Raw genomic sequence first — 19474 nt, 5'->3', positions numbered from 1 at the left:
TCGGGGTGGACGCATGCCAGGTAGACAAGAGAAGCGACCGTAGATCGATCGCGTCGCTTCAAAGGGGGTCGCATTGTCCGAGACCGCGTCCTGGCGGTTGTTGGTCGCCTATATAAGGCCCTACCGAAAAACCCTGCTGCTGGGTGGGGTGCTCAGCCTCGTCGGCTCGCTGGCCGGATTGGCGATGCCGCTCCTGGCCAAGACGGTCGTCGACGCCTTCGGCGAGCAGCGCTCCCTGCTCGGCCCCGTGCTGGGGCTGACCGCCGCCGTGCTCGTGGGCGCCGGCCTCGGCGCGCTGGGCAGCTACGTGCTGGAGCGGATGGGGGAGAGCATCGTCTTCTCCGCCCGCCGCGGCCTGGTCGACCGGATGCTGCGGCTGCGCGCCTCCGAGGTCGACCGGCTCAAGCCCGGTGACCTGATGTCCCGGGTGACCTCCGACACCACGCTGCTGCGCGCGGTGTTCGCCAACAGCGTGGTCGAGATGGTCAGCTCGCTGTTCATGCTCGTCGGCGCCGTGGTCATGATGGCGATCATGGACTGGGTGCTGCTGCTCATCACGCTGGGGGTGCTGGTCCTGGTCGGCGGGATCGTCGGCCTGATCCTGCCCCGGATCCAGCGCGCCTCGGCGCAGGCCCAGGTCGCGGTCGGCGAGATGGGCGCGGTCCTGGACCGGGTGCTCCAGGCGTTCCGCACGGTCAAGGCCAGCGGTGCCGAGGAACGGGAGATCGCCGCGGTGAGCGAGGCGGCCCGCGAGGCGCGTGACCGGGGGATCGCGGTCGCCTGGCTGACCTCGATCGCCGGTATCTCGGCGTGGGTCGCCGCGCAGCTGGCCTTCGTGGCTGTGCTCGGGGTGGGCGGCGCGCGCGTCTCCTCGGGCGCGCTGGAGGTCTCCTCGCTGATCGCCTTTCTGCTCTACCTGTTCTACCTGGTCGCCCCTATCGGCCAGCTGGTCCAGGGCGCCACGCAGTTGCAGAACGGGCTGGCCGCGGTGTGGCGGATCCGTGAGATCGAGGCGCTTCCCGTGGAGAAGACGGGCGGCACGGTCCACGAGGCCGGCAGCGCCCCGGTCGGGGTCTCCTTCGAGAGGGTGTCCTTCCGCTACGGCGACGACAGGCCGGTCATTCACGACGAGGTCTCCTTCGAGGTGCCTGCGGGCGGGCTGACCGCCCTGGTGGGGCCGTCCGGTGCGGGCAAGTCCACGGTCTTCGCCCTGCTTGAGCGGTTCTACGAGCAGCAGTCGGGGACGATCAGGGTCGACGGCCGCGACATCGAGAACTGGCCGCTGGCCGAGCTGCGCGCCTGTCTCGGCTACGTCGAGCAGGACGCGCCGGTGCTGGACGGCACGCTCAGGGAGAACCTCGTCTTCGCCGCGCCGGGCGTGCGGGAGGACGACATCAGGCGGGTGCTCGCCCGCACCCGCCTGGAGGACCTGGTCTCCAGGCTCCCCGAGGGGCTGGACACCAGGGTCGGCCATCGGGGGATCCTGCTCTCCGGCGGTGAGCGCCAGCGGGTCGCCATCGCCCGCGCCCTGCTGCGCAGGCCCCGGCTCCTGCTGCTCGACGAGGCCACCTCCCAGCTCGACGCGGTCAACGAGCTGCGGCTCCGCGAGGTGATCGCGGAGGTGGCGGCGGAGACGACGGTGCTGGTGATCGCACACCGCCTCTCCACGGTGACCGGGGCCGACCGGATCGTGGTGATGGAGGCGGGCCGGGTGCGGGCCGTGGGCACCCACGGCGAGCTGCTCGCCGACGACGCCCTCTACCGTGAGCTGGCCGCCACCCAGCTCCTGCTGCCCGGCTAGTCCCGCCGCCCGGCGGCTGTCCGCATGGTGAAGGCCGCGCGGTGGTACTGGCGTGGTTGTGTAAATTCATATCGTTCACAAAGGAATAATTCGGACACCGGGCCGATGGCCTGGTTCGCTGTCCGGCGAACCGGGCATCCCCGCCTGTGCGAAGCCTCTCCTTCGCACCGGGGTGCCCCATCGGGCGCGCGCCGCATTCGATCTCCCGATCCCGTCCGTGCGGGACGAAGATCGGGGCGCGACGATCGTTACGGCCACCACCGGGGGGTGTCGCGGGCGTGCCGCTCGCGGCACCCCTTGCCGTGATCCGCCTTCCCGGGTTGACCTGTAGCCTCCAGGTGACAAATATGAATGTATTCATTCATTCTTGATGGGGAGGTCCGGGCATGACCGGCAGCCGGGTTGTGCGCGCGCCGCGCGGTACCACGCTCACCGCCAAGGGATGGCCGCAGGAGGCGGCGCTTCGCATGATCCAGAACAATCTGGATCCCGAGGTGGCCGAGCATCCGGAACAGCTCGTCGTCTACGGCGGCTCGGGCAAGGCCGCCCGTGACTGGCGTTCCTTCGACGCGATCACCCGCACCCTGACCACCCTGGAGGGCGACGAGACACTGCTGGTGCAGTCCGGCCGCCCCGTCGGCGTGTTCCGCACCCACGAGTGGGCCCCGCGGGTGCTCATCGCCAACTCCAACCTGGTGCCCGACTGGGCCGACTGGGAGGAGTTCCGGCGCCTGGAGGCCGCCGGATTGACCATGTACGGGCAGATGACGGCGGGCTCCTGGATCTACATCGGCACCCAGGGCATCCTGCAGGGCACCTACGAGACCTTCGGCGCCGTGGCCGCCAAGCGGTTCGGCGGGAGCCTCGCGGGAACGATCACGCTGACCGCCGGGCTCGGCGGCATGGGCGGCGCGCAGCCGCTGGCCGTGACCATGAACGGCGGCGTGGTGATCTGCGTCGACTGCGACCCCAGGTCGATCGACCGGCGGATCGAGCACCGCTACCTGGACGTCCGCGCCGCCGACCTCGACGAGGCGCTGCGCCTGGCGTACGAGGCCCGTGACCAGCGCAGGCCGTTGAGCATCGGGGTCGAGGGCAACGCGGCCGAGATCGTGCCCGAACTGCTCCGCAGAGGCGCCGAGATCGACGTCGTCACCGACCAGACCTCCGCCCACGACCCGCTGATGTACCTGCCGATCGGCGTGGCCTTCGAGGACATGGCCGACGAACGGGAGAAGGACCCGGCGGGCTTCACCCGCAGGGCCCGCGAGGCCATGGCCAGGCACGTGGAGGCCATGGTCGGCTTCCAGGACGCCGGAGCCGAGGTCTTCGACTACGGCAACTCGATCCGGGGCGAGGCCCGGCTGGCGGGTTACGGTCGCGCGTTCGACTTCCCCGGCTTCGTGCCCGCCTACATCCGGCCGCTGTTCTGCGAGGGCAAGGGCCCGTTCCGGTGGGCCGCGCTCTCCGGTTCCCCCGCCGACATAGCCAAGACCGACCGCGCGATCCTGGAGCTCTTCCCCGACAACGAGCCGCTCGCCAGGTGGATCCGGATGGCCGGGGAGAAGGTCCACTTCCAGGGCCTGCCGGCCCGTATCTGCTGGCTCGGATACGGGGAGCGCCACCTGGCCGGAGAGCGGTTCAACGACATGGTGGCCTCGGGGGAGATCGAGGCTCCGCTGGTGATCGGCCGCGACCACCTCGACTGCGGCAGCGTGGCGAGCCCGTACCGGGAGACCGAGGGCATGGCCGACGGCTCCGACGCGATCGCCGACTGGCCGCTGCTGAACGCCATGCTCAACGTCGCCTCCGGTGCCGCGTGGGTCTCCATCCACCACGGCGGCGGCGTCGGCATCGGCCGCTCCATCCACGCCGGCCAGGTCACCGTCGCCGACGGCACCAGGCTCGGTGCCGAGAAGCTCAACCGGGTACTCACCAACGACCCGGGCACGGGGGTCATCCGTCACGTCGACGCGGGCTACGACGAGGCCGTCGCCGTGGCCGAGGAGCGGGACGTCCGCATCCCGATGCGCGAATCCTGACCGGAGGCGCGGGTCCCGGCCGGGCGCTCGGGCTCCGGCCGGGGCGCGCCGGCCCTGATCGGGAGGTGCGCGCACCGATCCGGGTACCGTGTCCCGGCCCCGGGGGGTGAATCCTGCCGGCACCGCTCACTCCCGCCCCGTCCGGGTGTATGAACTACAGCGGGGCGGGGTGGGGAATGCTCGTGGAGTGTCGAGCGGTTGGAGGGGGCGTGGGGGACGGACTCGATCAGCTTCTGGAGGGGCGGCGGCTGTCGCCGGTGCAGCGGCGGATCGCGCGTTACCTGGGCGACCACCTGTCCGAGGCCATCTTCCTGTCCAGCGTGGAACTGGCCGAGCGGGCGGGGGTCAGCCAGCCGTCGGTGACGAGGTTCGCGATGGTGCTCGGTTTCGCGGGGTATCCCGAGCTCAGACAGGCGCTGCGGCCCCTCGTCGTGGGCGGCCGGAGGCCGTCGCGGGCCAACGACCTGCAGGCGGCCATAGACGTGGAGATCGACAACCTGCGGAGCGTACGCGACGCGCTGGCCGACCCCTCCGACATCTCGGAGCTGGGTGCCAAGCTGGCGGGATGCGAGCCTCTGCCGGTGGTGGGCCTGCGGGTGTCGAGCGGGCTGGCCACCACGTTCGCCTACTTCGCGCGCCGGATCCACCCGGACGTCCGGCTGCTGACCCACGGCGGTTCCGAACTGGCCGACGGCCTGTACGCCGCGCGCCGCGCGGGGGCGAGCTGGCTGGTCGCGGTGATCCTGCCCCGCTACCCGGCCGAGGCGGTGCAGGCGCTGCGCGGCGCCCGGGACCTGGGCCTGCGTACGGCGGTGATCACCGACCGGCGGGACGTGCCCTTCGAGGCCGACGTGGTCCTGGCCGCCCCCGTCGGGGAACGGCTGGTCTTCGACTCGCACACGGCGCCACTGGCCCTGGCCATGGTGCTGGTGGAGGCCATGGCGGACGCGGCGCCGCTGCGCACGCAGGCCCGGCTGGAGGAGTACGAACGGATGACCGACCAGGCGGGGGTCTTCACCGAACGGTTCTGCTGATCCGGATAGGGTGACCGACATGTCTGTACGTCCGACCGCACTGGTCACCGGTGCCTCACGAGGGGTCGGCGCCGCGATCGCCCGCGCCCTGGCCCCCACCCACGACCTGCTGCTCGGCGGCCGCGACTCCGAGGCGCTGGCCGAGACGGCCTCCGCCCTGCCCGGCGCGCGGCCCTGGCCGGTGGAGCTCACCACCGTCACGGAGGCCGACGTCGCCGCCATCGACCGGCTCGACGTGCTGGTGCACAGTGCGGGCGTGCTGCACCTGGGGCGGGTGGAGGAGACCCCGGCCGAGGTGTGGCGGCACACCATGGAGGTCAACGTGATCGCGGTGGTCGAGCTGACCCGGCTGCTGCTGCCCGCCCTGCGCGCGGGGCGCGGTCACGTGGTGCTGATCAACTCCGGCTCCGGGCAGCGGGCCAGTGCCGGCTGGGGCTCCTACGCGGCGAGCAAGTTCGCGCTGCGCGCCTTCGCCGACGCGCTCCGCCTGGAAGAGCCGGAACTCCGCGTGACGACGATCTACCCCGGACGGGTCGACACCGAGATGCAGCGTGAGGTGCGGGTCCGGGAGGGCAGCTCCTACCGGCCGGAGAAGTACCTGAACGTGGACTCGGTGGCCAGGGTGGTGCAGGCGGCCCTGACCGCGTCACCCGACGCCCACGTCACCGAGATCACCGTCCGTCCCGCCGCGGGCCCGCCGAACTGAGGGCGCGGTCGTGGGCCGTACGGTTTCCCGCCCGGCGAGGCGGAGCGGCTCCGCGGGGCAGGGGGAATCGGGCGAAGGTGCGGCGGACTCGCCAATGAATGGGATCATTCACATAATGGGAGGGTGTTCGACGAGATGTGGGGTGCCATCGAGCACCTCGGACGTGATGGCCGGACCCGGGGCTACCTGCGAGACGCGTGGTCGCCGGCGGATCTGGAGCTTCGGCGCTGGTTCGGACAGGAGGCGGCCAGGCGCGGCCTCGACCTGAGGGAGGACCGCAACGGCAACCTGTGGGCCTGGTGGGGTGACCCGTCGGTGCGGCCGGGCGTGGTCACCGGCAGCCACCTCGACTCGGTACGGCAGGGCGGCGCCTTCGACGGCCCCCTGGGAGTCGTGTCGGCCTTCGCCGCCCTCGACCTGCTGCGGGCCAGGGACCTCAGGCCCGCGCGCCCCCTGGGGATCGCCTGCTTCAGCGACGAGGAGGGCGCCAGGTTCGGCGTCCCGTGCGTCGGCTCCCGGCTGCTGACCGGAATCCTGGACCCGGACAGGGCGCGCGCGCTGACCGACGACGAGGGCGACTCGCTGGCCGAGGTACTGCGCGGGGCGGGACGCGATCCGGGCGCCCTGGGCCGGGACGAGGAGACCCTGCGGCATGTCGGGGTCTTCGTCGAGCTCCATGTCGAGCAGGGCAAGGACCTGGTCCACCGGGACGCGCCGGTCGGCGTCGCCTCGGCCATCTGGCCGCACGGCCGCTGGCGGTTCGACTTCCACGGCCAGGCCAACCACGCCGGCACCACCAGGCTGGCCGACCGCGACGACCCGATGCTGCCCTTCGCCCGTACCGTGCTCCACGCCCGCCAGGCCGCCGAGCGCGGCGGCGTGGTCGCCACCTTCGGCAGGACGCGCGTGTCGCCCAACAACGCCAACGCCGTCCCCGGACTGGTCAGCGCCTGGCTGGATGCCAGGGGCGGCGACGAGGACGCGGTCAGGGCGCTGGTCGCCGAGCTGACCGAGTTCTCCGGTGCCGAGGTCACCGTCGAGTCGTGGACCCCGGTCGTCGACTTCGACGCGGTCCTGCGCGAGCGGGTCGCCGCCGCCGCCGGGGGCGCACCCGTCCTGCCGACCGGGGCCGGACACGACGCGGGCATTCTCGCGTCCGCGGGTGTGCCCAGCGCGATGGTGTTCGTCCGCAATCCGACGGGCATCTCTCACTCTCCGGACGAACACGCGGAGACGGCCGACTGCCACGCGGGGGTCGCCGTCCTCGCCGCGGTTTTGGAGGACCTGTGCGCGAGCTGAACTACTGGTGCGAGCTGGCCTGGCTGCCGCCGGGCGAGGCCGTCGCGGGAGTGCTCGTCAAAGTCCACGACACGGTGATCTCCGAGATCGTCACCGGTGTGGCGACCCCGCCCGGCGGAGCCGTCCGGCTGGCCGGGCTGACCATCCCGGGCCTGGCCAACGCGCACTCCCACGCCTTCCACCGCGCCCTGCGCGGGGCGACGCAACGGGAGAAGGGCAGTTTCTGGACCTGGCGCGAGCAGATGTACGAGGTGGCGGGGACCCTCGACCCCGACTCCTATCTCAGACTCGCCAGGGCCGCGTTCGCCGAGATGGCGCTGGCCGGCATCACCTGCGTCGGGGAGTTTCACTACCTGCACCACAGTCCGGGCGGCAGGCGCTACGACGACCCGAACGCCATGGGCCACGCGCTCGTCCAGGCGGCGCGCGAGGCGGGGCTGCGCATCGCGCTGCTGGACGCCTGTTACCTGACCGGCGGCGTCGGCACCCCGCTGAGTGGTGTCCAGCTGCGGTTCGGTGACGGCGACGCCGACGGGTGGGCGGCACGGGCGGAGGCGCTCACGACCCACTACCGGGACGATCCGGACGTGGAGATCGGTGTGGCCGTGCACTCGGTCCGTGCGGTCAGGCCCGAGCAGATCCCGGTGGTCGCCGAGTTCTCCCGCCACCACGCGGTCCCGCTGCACGCCCATGTCTCCGAGCAGCGGGCGGAGAACGCCGCCTGCGTGGAGGCGTACTGCGCGAGCCCGGTCCAGCTGCTGGAGGCGCACGGCGCGCTCGGCCCCCGCTCGACCGCCGTGCACGCCACGCACCTGTCGGACGTGGACATCGCGCTGCTCGGCGGCTCCGGTACGCGCGTGTGCATGTGCCCCACGACCGAGCGCGACCTCGCCGACGGCATCGGACCGGCCAGGGCGCTGTTCGACGCGGGGGCGCCCGTCACGCTCGGCTCGGACAGTCACGCGGTCGTCGACCTGTTCGAGGAGGCCCGCGCGGTCGAACTGGACGAGCGGCTGGCCACCGAGCGGCGCGGTCACTGGTCGGCCGCCGAGCTCCTGCACGCCGCCACGGCGGCGGGACACGACTCGCTCGGCTTCGCCTGCGCGGGCATGCTCGTCCCCGGCGCGTGGGCCGACCTGGTGTCGGTGCGCCTGGACTCGGTCCGTACGGCGGGCGCCTCCCCGGCGCACCTGGCCGAGACCGTCGTGTTCGCCGCCACGGCCGCCGACGTGCACTCCGTGGTGTCGGGGGGCCGCCGCGTGATCACCGAGGGCAGGCACGTACTCGGTGACGTGGGCGGCATGCTCACCGAGGCGATCATCGAGGCACGAGCGGGGAGGTCGGTATGACGAGCGAGGGCCGGCAGGTGAGGAGCACCCTTTTCGATCGCATCGGACTGCTCTACACGGGTGATCCGGCGCGGGAGGAGATCGAGGACGCGGCGCTGGTGGTGCAGGACGGCGAGGTGGTGTGGGCGGGGCCCGCCGGTGCGGCTCCCTGCGCCGACGAGCGGGTGGACGTCGACGGACGCTGCGTGATCCCCGGGTTCGTCGACAGCCACGCCCATCTCGTCTTCGCGGGCGACCGCACGGCCGAGTTCGCCGCCCGGATGGCGGGCCTGCCCTACACGGCCGGTGGCATCCGCACCACGGTGTCGGCCACCCGCGCCGCCTCCGACGTCGAACTCGTGACGCTCACCGCCGCCCTGGTCTCGGAGATGCTCGCCCAGGGGACGACCACGGTGGAGATCAAGAGTGGTTACGGCCTCACCGTCGAGGACGAGCGCAGGTCTCTGGAGATCGCGCGGGGGTTCACCGAGGAGACCACCTACCTGGGCGCGCACGTGGTGCCCCCCGACGCCTCCTCGGCCGACGAGTACGTCCGCACGGTCACCGGGGAGATGCTGGAGGCCTGCGCGCCGCACGCCCGGTGGGTCGACGTGTTCTGCGAGCGCGGCGCCTTCGACGCCGACCAGAGCAGGGAGATCCTCCTCGCCGGGATGAAGGCGGGGCTGCTGCCGAGGATCCACGCCAACCAGCTGGGCGCGGGCCCGGGGGCGCGGATCGCCGCCGAGGTGGGCGCGGCCTCCGCCGACCACTGCACCCATCTGAGCGACGACGACGTCTCGGCGCTGTCGTCGGCGGGAGTGGTGGCCACCCTGCTGCCCGGTGCGGAGTTCTCCACCCGCTCGCCCTACCCGGACGCCCGCCGCCTGCTGGACGCCGGGGTGACGGTCGCGCTGGCCACCGACTGCAACCCGGGCTCCTCCTTCACCTCCTCGATGCCCTTCTGCGTGGCGCTGGCGGTCCGCGAGATGCGGATGACGCCGCTGGAGGCGATCAGGGCGGCCACGTACGGCGGGGCCAGGGCGTTGCGCCGCGGGGACGTCGGCACGCTGCGGGTGGGGACCAGGGGGGATCTGGTGATCCTGGACGCCCCGACGTACGTCCATCTCGCCTACCGGCCGGGGGTGCCGCTGGTGACACAGGTGTGGAAGGAGGGGCGCCGTCTGGTTTAGCCCTCTTCGCCGGGGGCAGCCGCGGGCCTTGTCGTGGCGCCGGGAGGCATCCTCCCTGAGGAGGAGTTCGAAACCATTCTCCAGGCGTACTTCTTGAGGGAATCTTTGCCCTGATCCAGCCGTTGAAAAGTCAAGCGACGTGTCCGCGCGCATGGGGCGTTGAGCGAGCGAGCGGACACGTCATAAGCAGCCGGAGCGAGGTGCCATCGGATGGCAAGGCCGACGGGGAATCGGACGCAGGATCAGCACGTCTCTGACAGGGATCTGCTCGGAACCTACCTGGCAGAGATCGGCAGGGTGCCCCTGCTCACCGCGGAGGAAGAGGTGGAACTCGCCAAGCGGATCGAGGCGGGTCTCTTCGCTGAGCAGTTGCTGGACGGCGGGTTGACGGAGCCGCGGATCGCGGACGCCGCCGATGAGGAGCTTGAGCGTTTGGCCGTTTCCGGGCGGAGGGCCAAAGATGAATTCATCCAGGCCAATCTACGTCTTGTGGTGGCCGTCGCGCGCAAATATTCAGGGCGGGGAATGCCGCTGATCGATCTGGTTCAGGAGGGAAACCTGGGGTTGGTCCGCGCGGTCGAGAAGTTCGACTACCGGCGCGGTTACAAGTTCTCGACCTATGCCACCTGGTGGATCCGGCAGTCCGTGGGGCGTGCCATTCACGAGCAGGCCCGGCCGGTCCGCCTGCCCACCCACGCGGGTGAGCAGATGACCAGGCTGATGCGGGTTCGCCGGGACATGCTGGCCGAGTTCGACGCCGAGCCGACCGACGCCGACCTGGCGGCGGTGCTCGAACTGCCCATCGAGCGGGTCCGCGAGCTCCGCCGCTGGGCCTCCGACCCCGTCTCCCTGCAGTTGGGCGTGGGCGACGAGGACGAGACCGAACTCGGCGACATGATCGCCGACGACACGTGGGCCGATCCCGAGCAGCAGGCGATGGACGTCCTTGAGCGCGAGCGGCTGGAGGAGTGGCTGACGGGGCTGGAGGGACAGACCCGCGAGATGCTCCGCTGGCGTTACGGCCTGATGGACGGCCGTGAGCACACGCTGACCGAGGTCGGCGAGCGCTACGGCATCGGCAGGGACCGCGCCCGACGCATCGAGCGCGACGCCCTGGCCCGGCTGCGGAAGATGGCCACCGCGGCCTGAGCCGTCTGCGATCCGGCACGCCCCCGCGGGGGGCGTGCCGGATCGTTTTTTTGGGTGCGCTCTGGCGTTGTGCCCGCTGCGGCGGGGGCCGCACGGCGTGGACGGCGGCATAAGGCCGCACAGTGTGGACGGGGCTGGGGATCGCGGTGGGAGCGATCGGCTCGTTCGTGTATTCGCCCCGATGAGGGGACGTGGCGGGCGTGGCGGCGGTCATGCGCGTGGTCAGCGGCGGCCCTCCGAAGGCCCGGGCGGTTGCCCACCTGGGCATCTTTTGGGTCATTGGTAAGTCGAGACATGCCCGGTCCGAAACCCGGCGGAAACATCGTGTGGCCGAGATTCACAGATGTGAAACACACAGGGTCGCGCCTTGAAACGGCGGAAGAACACGCTGTGGCGCAACGTCAGTGCGCGGCCGGTCGACGGAGCCCTGGAAGCGTCCACTGCATGTGAAACCGGCAAAACGCCAATTGGAAGGAGGGTCGCTTCGCATGGAGATCGATAGCGGCTCCACAGCCTGGATGCTCGCGAGCACCGCACTCGTCCTGCTCATGACGCCAGGTCTCGCTTTCTTCTACGGGGGCATGACCAGGGCGAAGAGCGTTCTCAACATGATGATGATGTCGTGGGTCAGCATCATCGTCGTGACGATCGCCTGGGTTCTCTACGGTCACTCGCTGGCCTTCGACGCCGTCGGAGACGGCTCCGGATTCCTCAACAAGATCATTGGCGGGCTCGACAACATCGGGTTGAGCGGCCTGGTCGAGACGGCGACCAAGGATGACGGCACCGGTATGCCGAGTCTGGTCTTCTCGACGTTCCAGATGACTTTCGCCATCATTACGGTCGCGCTGATCAGCGGCGCGCTCGCCGACCGGGTCAAGTTCGGCGCCTGGGTGGTCTTCGCCCTCGTCTGGGCGACGGTCGTCTACTTCCCCGTGGCCCACTGGGTGTGGGGCGGTGGCTGGCTGAGCACCCTCGGCATCGAGGACTTCGCCGGAGGCACCGTCGTCCACATCAACGCCGGCGCCGCGGCCCTGGCGGTCGCGCTCGTGATCGGCAAGCGTGTCGGCTGGCGCAAGGACCCGATGCGGCCGCACAACCTCACGCTCGTCCTCCTCGGCGCGGGCCTGCTCTGGTTCGGCTGGTTCGGCTTCAACGCGGGCTCCGAGCTCGCCGTCGACGGCACGACCGGCCTGGCGTTCATGAACACCCAGATCGCCACCGCGGTCGCGGCCGGAGCCTGGATCCTGGTCGAGAAGCTCCGCGACGGCCACTCCACCACCCTCGGTGTCGCCTCCGGTGCGGTCTCCGGTCTGGTCGCCATCACTCCGGCCTGTGGTTTCGTCGACCCCTGGGCGGCGTTCGTGATCGGCGCGCTGGCCGGTGTCGCCTGTGCCTACGCGGTCGGCCTGAAGTACAAGCTCGGCTACGACGACTCCCTCGACGTGGTCGGCGTTCACATGGTCGGCGGTGTCGTGGGCGCGGTGGCGCTGGGCTTCGTCGCCGCCTACCCGTTCGCCGACGGTCAGGAGAAGGGCCTCTTCTACGGCGGTCCGATCTCCCAGCTCGGCGTGCAGGTGCTCGGTCCCGTCGCGGTCGGCGCCTACTCCTTCGTCATCTCCTGGATCATCGCGAAGATCATCGACAAGACGATGGGCTTCCGCATCACCCAGGAGCAGGAGATCGCCGGCGTCGACATCACCACCCACGCCGAGACCGGTTACGACCTCGGCACCATCCACTCCTCGGGTGTCGCGGCCGTCAACGGTCCGGTTTCCACCCCGGCGTCTAAGAAGGTGGACGCATGAGACTCATCACCGCGATCATCAAACCGTTCAAACTCGACGACGTGAAGGCGGCCCTGGAGCAGTTCGGGGTCAAGGGCATGACGGTCAGCGAGGCCAGCGGCTACGGCCGCCAGCGCGGCCACACCGAGGTCTACCGGGGCGCCGAGTACCAGGTCGACCTGGTGCCCAAGGTCCGCCTCGAAGTGCTCACCGAGGAGGACGACGCCGAGGACGTCATCGACGTCATCGTCAAGGCCGCGCAGACCGGCAAGATCGGCGACGGCAAGGTCTGGTCCGTTCCGGTGGACACGGTGATCCGCGTCCGCACCGGGGAACGCGGACCTGAGGCGCTCTAACCGGTGAGAGGCGACACTCGCTCGTACGCCGCGGCTCGTAAGGAACGGGCCGCGGACATCGACCGCTGGCTGACGGACCTGGTCAGGACCGCCTGCGGCACGCCGTACGGGCACAACGGGGGAACGACGAGAAACGACGAGCGCGGCGCCCTCAGCGGAGTCGCGCTCGTCGCGGTCGGGAGCCTGGGCCGCTCGGAGCTCGCGCCGGGCAGTGACCTCGACCTGGTCCTGCTCCACGACGGGCGAGATGATGTGGCGCGTATCGCCGACCGCATCTGGTATCCGATCTGGGACTCCGGAATCGGCCTCGACCACTCGGTGCGGACCGTGGACGAGGCGGCGAGGGTGGCCAGGGAGGACCTCAAGGCGGTCCTCGGGTTGATCCAGGCCCGGCACGTGGCGGGAGACCAGGAGCTGACGCGGTCGGCGCGCGAGGTCGTGCTCGCCGAGTGGCGGGCCGACTCCCGGCGCCGGCTGGGCGAGCTGCGCGACGCCGCGGACAAGCGGGCGGAGGCGAGCGGGGAGCTGGCGTTCCTGCTCGAACCCGACCTCAAGGACTCCCGCGGCGGCATCCGTGACGTGCAGGCGATGCAGGCCGTGGCGGCGGCCTGGGTCGCCTCGGCTCCCGGTCCGCGAGTCCGCGAGGCCTACGAGCTGCTGCTCGACATCCGGCACGGGCTGCACCTGGTGACCGCCCGAGGCGCCGACCGGCTGGTGCTCCAGGAACAGGACGCGGTCGCCGGGATCCTCGGCCTGCTCGACGCCGAGGCGCTGATGCGCAGGCTCGCCGAGGCCGCCAGGACCATCGGGCACGCCTTCGACGCCACCTGGCGCACCGTCGACCGGCTGCTGACCGGCCCCACCCCCCGTGGCCGCCGCCCGCTCGCCGACGGCGTCGTCGAGCACGGTGGGGAGGTCGTGTTGGCCCGCGGGGTCAACCCCCGCAAGGACCCGATCCTCGTGCTGCGCGCCGCCGCCGCGGCGGCCGAGGCGGGGTTGCCGCTGGCGCCCGCCACGGTCAGCACGCTGGCGGCCCAGTCGCCGCCGCTCCCCGTGCCCTGGCCGGACGAGGCACGTGATGCCCTGGTGGCCCTGCTGGGCGCCGGGCGTGCGGCCGTGCCGGTCTGGGAGGAACTGGACCAGGCGGGGATGCTGGTCCGCCTGCTGCCCGACTGGGAGCGGGTGCGGCACCGCCCGCAGCGCAACCCGGTGCACCGCTACACGGTCGACCGGCACCTGATCGAGGCCGCCGCCGGGGCCGCCTCGTTCACCCGGGAGGTCTCCCGGCCCGACCTGCTGCTGATATCGGCGCTTCTGCACGACATCGGTAAGGGCTACCCCGGCGACCACTCCACCACCGGCGCCGTCGTCGCCCGCGACATCGGGGCCCGGATGGGCCTGCCTCCGGCGGACGTCGACACCCTGGAGACCGTGGTCCGCCACCACCTCCTGCTGCCCGAGACGGCCACCCGCCGTGACCTGGACGACCCGGTGACCATTTCCCGGGTGGCCGAGGCCGTCGGTACGCGCGAGGTCCTCGAACTGCTGGCGGCCCTCGCCGTGGCCGACGGCCACGCCACCGGGCCCGCCGCCTGGAACTCGTGGAAGGCCTCACTGGTCACCGATCTGGTGCGCCGGGTCCGTTCGGCGCTCTCCGGCACCCCGCTGCGGCCCGCGCCCTCGCTTTCGGTGGAGCAGGCGTCCCTGGCCCGACACGGCGGAGGAGCCGTGCGGATCAACGGGGGAGCGGTCACCGTGGTCGCGCCGGACCGCGCCGGGCTGCTCTGGCGTGCGGCCGGGGTGCTGGCCGCGCACCGGATGGTGGTCCGCGCCGCGTCGGCCGCCTCGGCGGGGACGACCGCCGTGATCGAGTTCTCGGTCGTTCCCGAGTACGGCTCGCCGCCCGATCCCGCGACGCTGGAGGCCGATCTGCGGCTGGTCCTGGCCGGCCGCCTGGACATCGAGCAGCGCCTCGCCAGGAGGAGCAGGTCGATGCGTCCGGCACGGGTGCCGGTGGCGCCGCCCAGGGTGAACCTGGTGGACGACGCGTCGAACACCGCGACGGTCATCGAGGTGCGCGCCCATGACCGTCCGGGCCTTTTGTGGCGGATCGGTAGAGCATTTGGGGAATGTGGCCTTGACGTACGGGCTGCCCGTGTGGAGACTCTCGGCGCAGAGGCGGTGGACGTCTTCTACGTGGTCGACAGAGCCGGCCGTCCGCTGACCGACGAGGTCCAGCGAGCTCAGATACGAGACCAGGTGCTGGCTGCCCTGCGGTAGCCGCGGATGATCGCCCTTGTCGCCTTAGTAACAATTAAAGGCGATATGTCGTTTTTGTCGATTCTTTCACGTGACCTTGTGGTCTGATGTTGTTCATCTGTGTCGTGATTGAGGGGTAGCGAGAGCTGTGGCGAGGGCGACATCCGACAGCGGGAGTGCTCCGGCACCCGACCGTGGCAAGCGGCTTGCCGCTCGGTTCGGCCTGAAGAACTGGCGTGTCCGTTCGCGCCTGACGGCTCTGATCCTGGTGCCGACCACGGTGGGTGTCGTGCTCGCGGGCACGCGCGTGGTGGCCTCCGTCGACAGCGTCGCCGGGCACCAGCGGACCGCCGCCGCGGCGGAGTACTCCGGCGGCCTCCGGGATCTGGCGCAGGCGCTTGGATTGGAACGTGACAGGGGCGCCTGGGGGTCGTTCCAGCCTTCGGACAAGGGGTTGAAGAAGAGCGAGGAAGCCCAGCGGAAGGTGGTCGACGCACTGGTCAGGAAGGTGCAGCTGGAGGTCCGGGCGATCGACGACTCCTACGGCCCCCGAGCCGTCGAGGCGGCCAAGAGCGTCGCCTACCAGCTGGAAGGCCTTCCCGAGCTGCGCCGCCTGCCGGGTACGACCCGGGTGGAACGTTACAGTCACATGATCGCCCCACTGCTCAAGCTCCACGAGGAGCTCACGCTGGCCGGCGACGATTCGGAGATCGCCGGCAACACCCGCGCGCTCAGCGCCCTGGCGTACGCCAAGGAGGAGGTCTCCAGGCAGCGCGCCCGCCTGCTGGCCGGTTACTACGCTCCCTCGCTGATCAACCCGCAGGAGATCGAGAAGTTCATCGCCTCCCGTTCCCGTATGAGCGAGTTCGAGGCGGACTTCAGCGTCGAGGCGAGCCCGGCCAACAGCCGGCTCCTCGCCGGCGCCATGATCGACGAGAGGGTGCACCGGGCCGAACTGACCAAGGCCAGGGCGATCGTGCTCGCCAGTGACCCCCGGTACACCGGACGGCTGCTGTCGGGTTCCAACGACGTCAAGCAGTGGTTCTCGGACAACACCGCGGTCCTCGACCTGATGCGGAAGGTCGAGACCAAGGTCGCCGGTGACGTGGTCGCCAGGGCCCGGATGCTGGAGGACGACGAACAGCGCAATGCGATCGTCACGTCCGTCCTGATCCTGCTGCTGCTCCTGCTGGTACTCGGCCTCACGGTGGTGATCGCCCGCTCGATGGTGACGCCGCTGCGCCGCCTGCGCGCCGAGGCGCTGGAGGTCGCGGGCTTCAGGCTTCCCGAGGTGGTGCAGCGGCTGAGGGTCTCCGGCGACACCAGGACGCCCGAGATCGCCCCCATCCCGATCGAGAGCACCGACGAGATCGGCGAGGTGGCCAAGGCCTTCGACGAGGTCCACCGGCAGGCCGTGCGCCTGGCCGCCGAGGAGTCCGAGCTCCGCTCCAACGTCAGCGCGATGTTCGTCAACCTGTCGCGTCGCACGCAGACCCTGGTGGAGCGGCAGATCTCGCTGATCGACGGGCTGGAGAAGGGCGAGGAGGACGGCGGCCGCCTGGCCGACCTGTTCAGGCTCGACCACCTGGCCACCCGGATGCGGCGCAACTCCGAGAACCTCCTGGTCCTCGCCGGTCACGAGCCGCCCCGCAGGCGCAGCAGGCCGGCCAAGCTCGTCGACGTCGTGCGCGCCTCCCTGTCGGAGGTCGAGGACTACGAGCGGGTCCAGGTCAGGGTGCACCGTACGATCTCGGTCGCGGGCAGTGCCGCCAACGACGTCGTGCACCTGGTCGCCGAGCTGGTGGAGAACGCCATCCAGTTCTCCCCCCGGGCCAGCCGGGTCGTGGTCTCCAGCAGCGCGATCGAGGGCGGCGGCGCGCTGCTCGCGGTCAGTGACCCGGGTATCGGCATGACCCACGAGGAGCTGGTCGAGGCGAACCGCAGGCTGGCGGAGCCGCCCGTCGTCGATGTCTCGGTGTCGCGGCGCATGGGCCTGTTCGTGGTCGGCCGCCTGGCCCTGCGGCACGGCATCCGAGTGCAGCTGCGCCCGCAGGAGGGCGGCGGCCTCGTCGCCATGGTGCTGCTCCCGCCGGAGCTCGTCACTCAGGAGGACCAGCCGGCGCGGACTCCCTCCTGGGGAGCGGAGCAGGCCGCCTCGGGGGACCTCTCCGCCCAGACGCCAACCGGTCGCCCGCCCGTCCGGCAACCCTCGTACGGGCAGGGCCAGTCCTCGTTCGAGCATTCCTCGTTCGGGCAGGGGTCGTTCGGGCAGAGTTCCTTCGGTCATGACTCGTTCGGGCAGGTGTCCATCCCGGACGCGTCCTCGTTCGGCTCCGCCTCGTCGCCCGGTGACCACCTCGCCGCGGAACAGCGGGCCTCCACCGGTCAGGCGGATTCGTCCGGTGCTCCGGCAGGTGGCGCGCCGCTGCCCAAGCGCCAGGTCGGCGGGCTGAAAGGCAGCGGGAGTGTCCCCGCCCAGGGACTCTCCTCATGGGGTGAGTCCTCGTACGAGTACGGGTACGAGAACCCGGCGGCGGGGGCGATGCCCACGGTGGGCGTCTCCCCGCTCGAAGCAGAGCAGGAGGAGTACCTGCCCATCTTCGCCTCGGTCGAGTCGCTCTGGTTCCGCCGGGTGGACGGTCCGGCGGGAGGAGGGGGGCCCGCGTCCTTCGCACCGGAGAGCACGTCCGGCGAGCGGTCCACCCCACCGGTGGGGGCACCGGTCCACCAGGCGGCTCACGAGGCGGTCTCACCCTCGGTGGAAGCGGAGGCGGAGCGATCCGCGACGGCGGGCGACCCGGACGGCTGGAACACCCCGTCCGACGCCGGCTGGCGGGCCGCCCAGGCGGTGAGCGACCCCAGTCTCGGCGGGATCACCGCCGCGGGTCTGCCCAAGCGCACTCCCCGGGCGAATCTCGTACCGGGCACGGCCGCTCCCACGCCGTCCAGCCCGATGCCGTCCGGTCCGACGCCGTCCGTGTCCCCGGACAGGGTGCGCAACCGTCTGACGAGTTTCCAGCAGGGGGTGCGACGAGGTCGCGCCGAAGTAGCCGAAGCCACTACCAGGAGCCTTACCGACAAGGAGGATGGCTCGTGACGACCCTGAGTCATGAGGCGCGCAGGTTCGACTGGCTGATCACCGAGTTCGTCCGCGGCACGCCCGGTGTCGCGCATGCGGTGTGCGTCTCCGCCGACGGACTGAGGATCGCCGGTTCGGAGGGATTTCCGGTCGACAGGGCCGACCAGCTCGCCGCGGTCGCCGCGGGCCTGCTCAGCCTGACCGTGGGGGCCTCCCGGGTGTTCGACGGAGGCCCGGTCACCCAGACCGTGGTCGAGATGGAGCGCGGGCTGTTGCTGGTCATGGCGATCAGCGACGGTTCCGCGCTCGCCGTGCTGGCCTCTTCCGACTGCGACATGGGCCTGGTGGCCTACCAGATGACGATGCTCGTCGAGCGGGCCGGTCAGGTGCTCACCCCCGCGCTCCGCGCCGAGCTACAGTCCCTCCGGGGCCGGTGGTGACCGGGGCCGTGTCGGGTTCTTCCAGGGGAGGGGCCAGTGCGGGGGATTGACGGGAGCGAGGACGACGAGCCGCTGTTCCGCCCGTACACCGTCACCGGTGGCAGGTCGGAGCCCCGTTTCCAGCTGGCCATGGAGACGTTGGTCTCCTCTTCCTTCATCATGGAGGAGGACCTGGCTCTGCTCACCCCCGAGCAGGATGCGATCATCAGGCTCTGTCGCTCGTACCGCTCTGTGGCTGAGATCTCGGCTCTGCTGAAGGTCCCGCTCGGCGTGGCCCGCGTTCTGGTGGCGGATATGGTCGACGAGGGCTTCGTCCGCATTCATCAGCCGCGTCTTAACGAGGGACAACCGGATCTCAACATGCTCGAAAGGGTTCTCAGTGGACTTCGCAGGCTCTAGCCAGGGTGGCCTGACGTCAACGAAAATCGTTGTCGCGGGCGGGTTCGGTGTCGGCAAGACCACGTTCGTGGGGGCGGTGTCGGAAATCCTGCCGCTGACCACGGAGGCGGTGATGACCGACGCCAGCGCCGGGATCGACGACCTGGGGTTGACTCCGAACAAGACCACCACCACGGTCGCGATGGACTTCGGCCGTCTTTCGCTGGACCGTGACCTGATCCTGTACCTGTTCGGCACACCGGGCCAGCACCGGTTCTGGTTCATGTGGGACGACCTGGTCCGCGGCGCGATCGGCGCGGTGGTCCTGATCGACACCCGGCGGCTGGCCGACGGCTTTCCGGCGATCGACTACTTCGAGGAGGCCAAGCTCCCCTTCCTGGTCGGCATCAACGGCTGGAACGGAGAGTTCCCGCACAACGAGGACGAGGTGCGCGAGGCCCTGACACTGGCCCCGCACATCCCGGTCGTGCGGACCGACGCCCGTTCCCGGGACTCCGTCAAGGGCACGCTGATCACTCTGGTCGAGCACGTTCTGCGGGTCCGCGCGGCCTACGGCACCTCCGTGTAGCCCTCGTCGCATCCGGGTGGGCCCGTGACCTCCGCCC

At 70.9% G+C, this 19474-nt stretch carries 15 protein-coding genes; all 15 read left to right on the top strand.

Annotated features, from left to right (window positions below; translation table 11 throughout):
• Positions 1 to 73: 73 nt before the first annotated feature.
• The 15 genes from AB0J58_RS03640 to AB0J58_RS03570 all read left to right on the top strand — a co-directional run bounded on the left by AB0J58_RS03640 (position 74) and on the right by AB0J58_RS03570 (position 19437).
• Positions 74 to 1801, top strand: coding sequence for an ABC transporter ATP-binding protein (locus tag AB0J58_RS03640; RefSeq protein ID WP_364209705.1), 1728 nt, complete (start codon positions 74 to 76; stop codon positions 1799 to 1801).
• Between the two features lie 386 nt (positions 1802 to 2187).
• The gene (gene hutU, locus AB0J58_RS03635) at positions 2188 to 3843 is read left to right on the top strand and encodes a urocanate hydratase (protein WP_364209703.1); all 1656 of its coding nucleotides are present in this window, start codon (positions 2188 to 2190) and stop codon (positions 3841 to 3843) included.
• 209 nt (positions 3844 to 4052) lie between these two features.
• On the top strand, positions 4053 to 4877 hold the full coding sequence (locus AB0J58_RS03630) for a MurR/RpiR family transcriptional regulator (protein ID WP_343972026.1): 825 nt from the start codon (positions 4053 to 4055) through the stop codon (positions 4875 to 4877).
• Positions 4878 to 4896: 19 nt separating this feature from the next.
• Positions 4897 to 5583 (top strand): SDR family oxidoreductase, encoded by a 687-nt coding sequence (locus AB0J58_RS03625; RefSeq protein WP_364209700.1) that lies wholly within the window; start codon positions 4897 to 4899, stop codon positions 5581 to 5583.
• A gap of 135 nt (positions 5584 to 5718) precedes the next feature.
• Entirely contained in the window at positions 5719 to 6882 is a 1164-nt protein-coding gene (locus AB0J58_RS03620; protein ID WP_364209831.1) for an allantoate amidohydrolase, read from the top strand.
• Positions 6870 to 8231 carry a formimidoylglutamate deiminase gene (locus AB0J58_RS03615; protein WP_364209697.1) on the top strand — a complete coding sequence of 454 codons (1362 nt, stop codon included), beginning with the start codon at positions 6870 to 6872 and terminating at the stop codon, positions 8229 to 8231. The genes AB0J58_RS03620 and AB0J58_RS03615 overlap by 13 nt, the downstream gene beginning before the upstream one ends.
• Positions 8228 to 9400 carry an imidazolonepropionase gene (gene hutI / locus AB0J58_RS03610; RefSeq protein ID WP_364209694.1) on the top strand — a complete coding sequence of 391 codons (1173 nt, stop codon included), beginning with the start codon at positions 8228 to 8230 and terminating at the stop codon, positions 9398 to 9400. The genes AB0J58_RS03615 and hutI overlap by 4 nt, the downstream gene beginning before the upstream one ends.
• Positions 9401 to 9610: 210 nt before the next feature.
• Entirely contained in the window at positions 9611 to 10549 is a 939-nt protein-coding gene (locus tag AB0J58_RS03605; protein ID WP_343972014.1) for a sigma-70 family RNA polymerase sigma factor, read from the top strand.
• A gap of 488 nt (positions 10550 to 11037) precedes the next feature.
• Positions 11038 to 12357 (top strand): ammonium transporter, encoded by a 1320-nt coding sequence (locus tag AB0J58_RS03600; RefSeq protein ID WP_343972011.1) that lies wholly within the window; start codon positions 11038 to 11040, stop codon positions 12355 to 12357.
• On the top strand, positions 12354 to 12692 hold the full coding sequence (locus AB0J58_RS03595) for a P-II family nitrogen regulator (RefSeq protein WP_030906290.1): 339 nt from the start codon (positions 12354 to 12356) through the stop codon (positions 12690 to 12692). The genes AB0J58_RS03600 and AB0J58_RS03595 overlap by 4 nt, the downstream gene beginning before the upstream one ends.
• Before the next feature lie 3 nt (positions 12693 to 12695).
• Positions 12696 to 14972, top strand: a complete 2277-nt coding sequence (locus AB0J58_RS03590; RefSeq protein ID WP_364209691.1) for a [protein-PII] uridylyltransferase — start codon at positions 12696 to 12698, stop codon at positions 14970 to 14972.
• Positions 14973 to 15099: 127 nt separating this feature from the next.
• The gene (locus tag AB0J58_RS03585; RefSeq protein ID WP_364209688.1) at positions 15100 to 18048 is read left to right on the top strand and encodes a nitrate- and nitrite sensing domain-containing protein; all 2949 of its coding nucleotides are present in this window, start codon (positions 15100 to 15102) and stop codon (positions 18046 to 18048) included.
• A 5-nt stretch (positions 18049 to 18053) separates the two neighbouring features.
• The gene (locus AB0J58_RS03580) at positions 18054 to 18470 is read left to right on the top strand and encodes a roadblock/LC7 domain-containing protein (RefSeq protein ID WP_364209828.1); all 417 of its coding nucleotides are present in this window, start codon (positions 18054 to 18056) and stop codon (positions 18468 to 18470) included.
• Positions 18471 to 18506: 36 nt separating this feature from the next.
• Positions 18507 to 18869, top strand: a complete 363-nt coding sequence (locus tag AB0J58_RS03575; RefSeq protein WP_364209685.1) for a DUF742 domain-containing protein — start codon at positions 18507 to 18509, stop codon at positions 18867 to 18869.
• Between the two features lie 10 nt (positions 18870 to 18879).
• Positions 18880 to 19437, top strand: a complete 558-nt coding sequence (locus tag AB0J58_RS03570; RefSeq protein ID WP_343972082.1) for an ATP/GTP-binding protein — start codon at positions 18880 to 18882, stop codon at positions 19435 to 19437.
• The last annotated feature ends 37 nt before the right edge of the window (positions 19438 to 19474 follow it).

This window comes from Streptosporangium sp. NPDC049644 (assembly GCF_040675205.1).
GTDB classification, from domain to species: Bacteria; Actinomycetota; Actinomycetes; order Streptosporangiales; family Streptosporangiaceae; genus Streptosporangium; species Streptosporangium fukuiense.
Note: the sequence above shows the minus strand (reverse complement) of the source record. Positions and strands in the feature narration are given on the sequence as shown.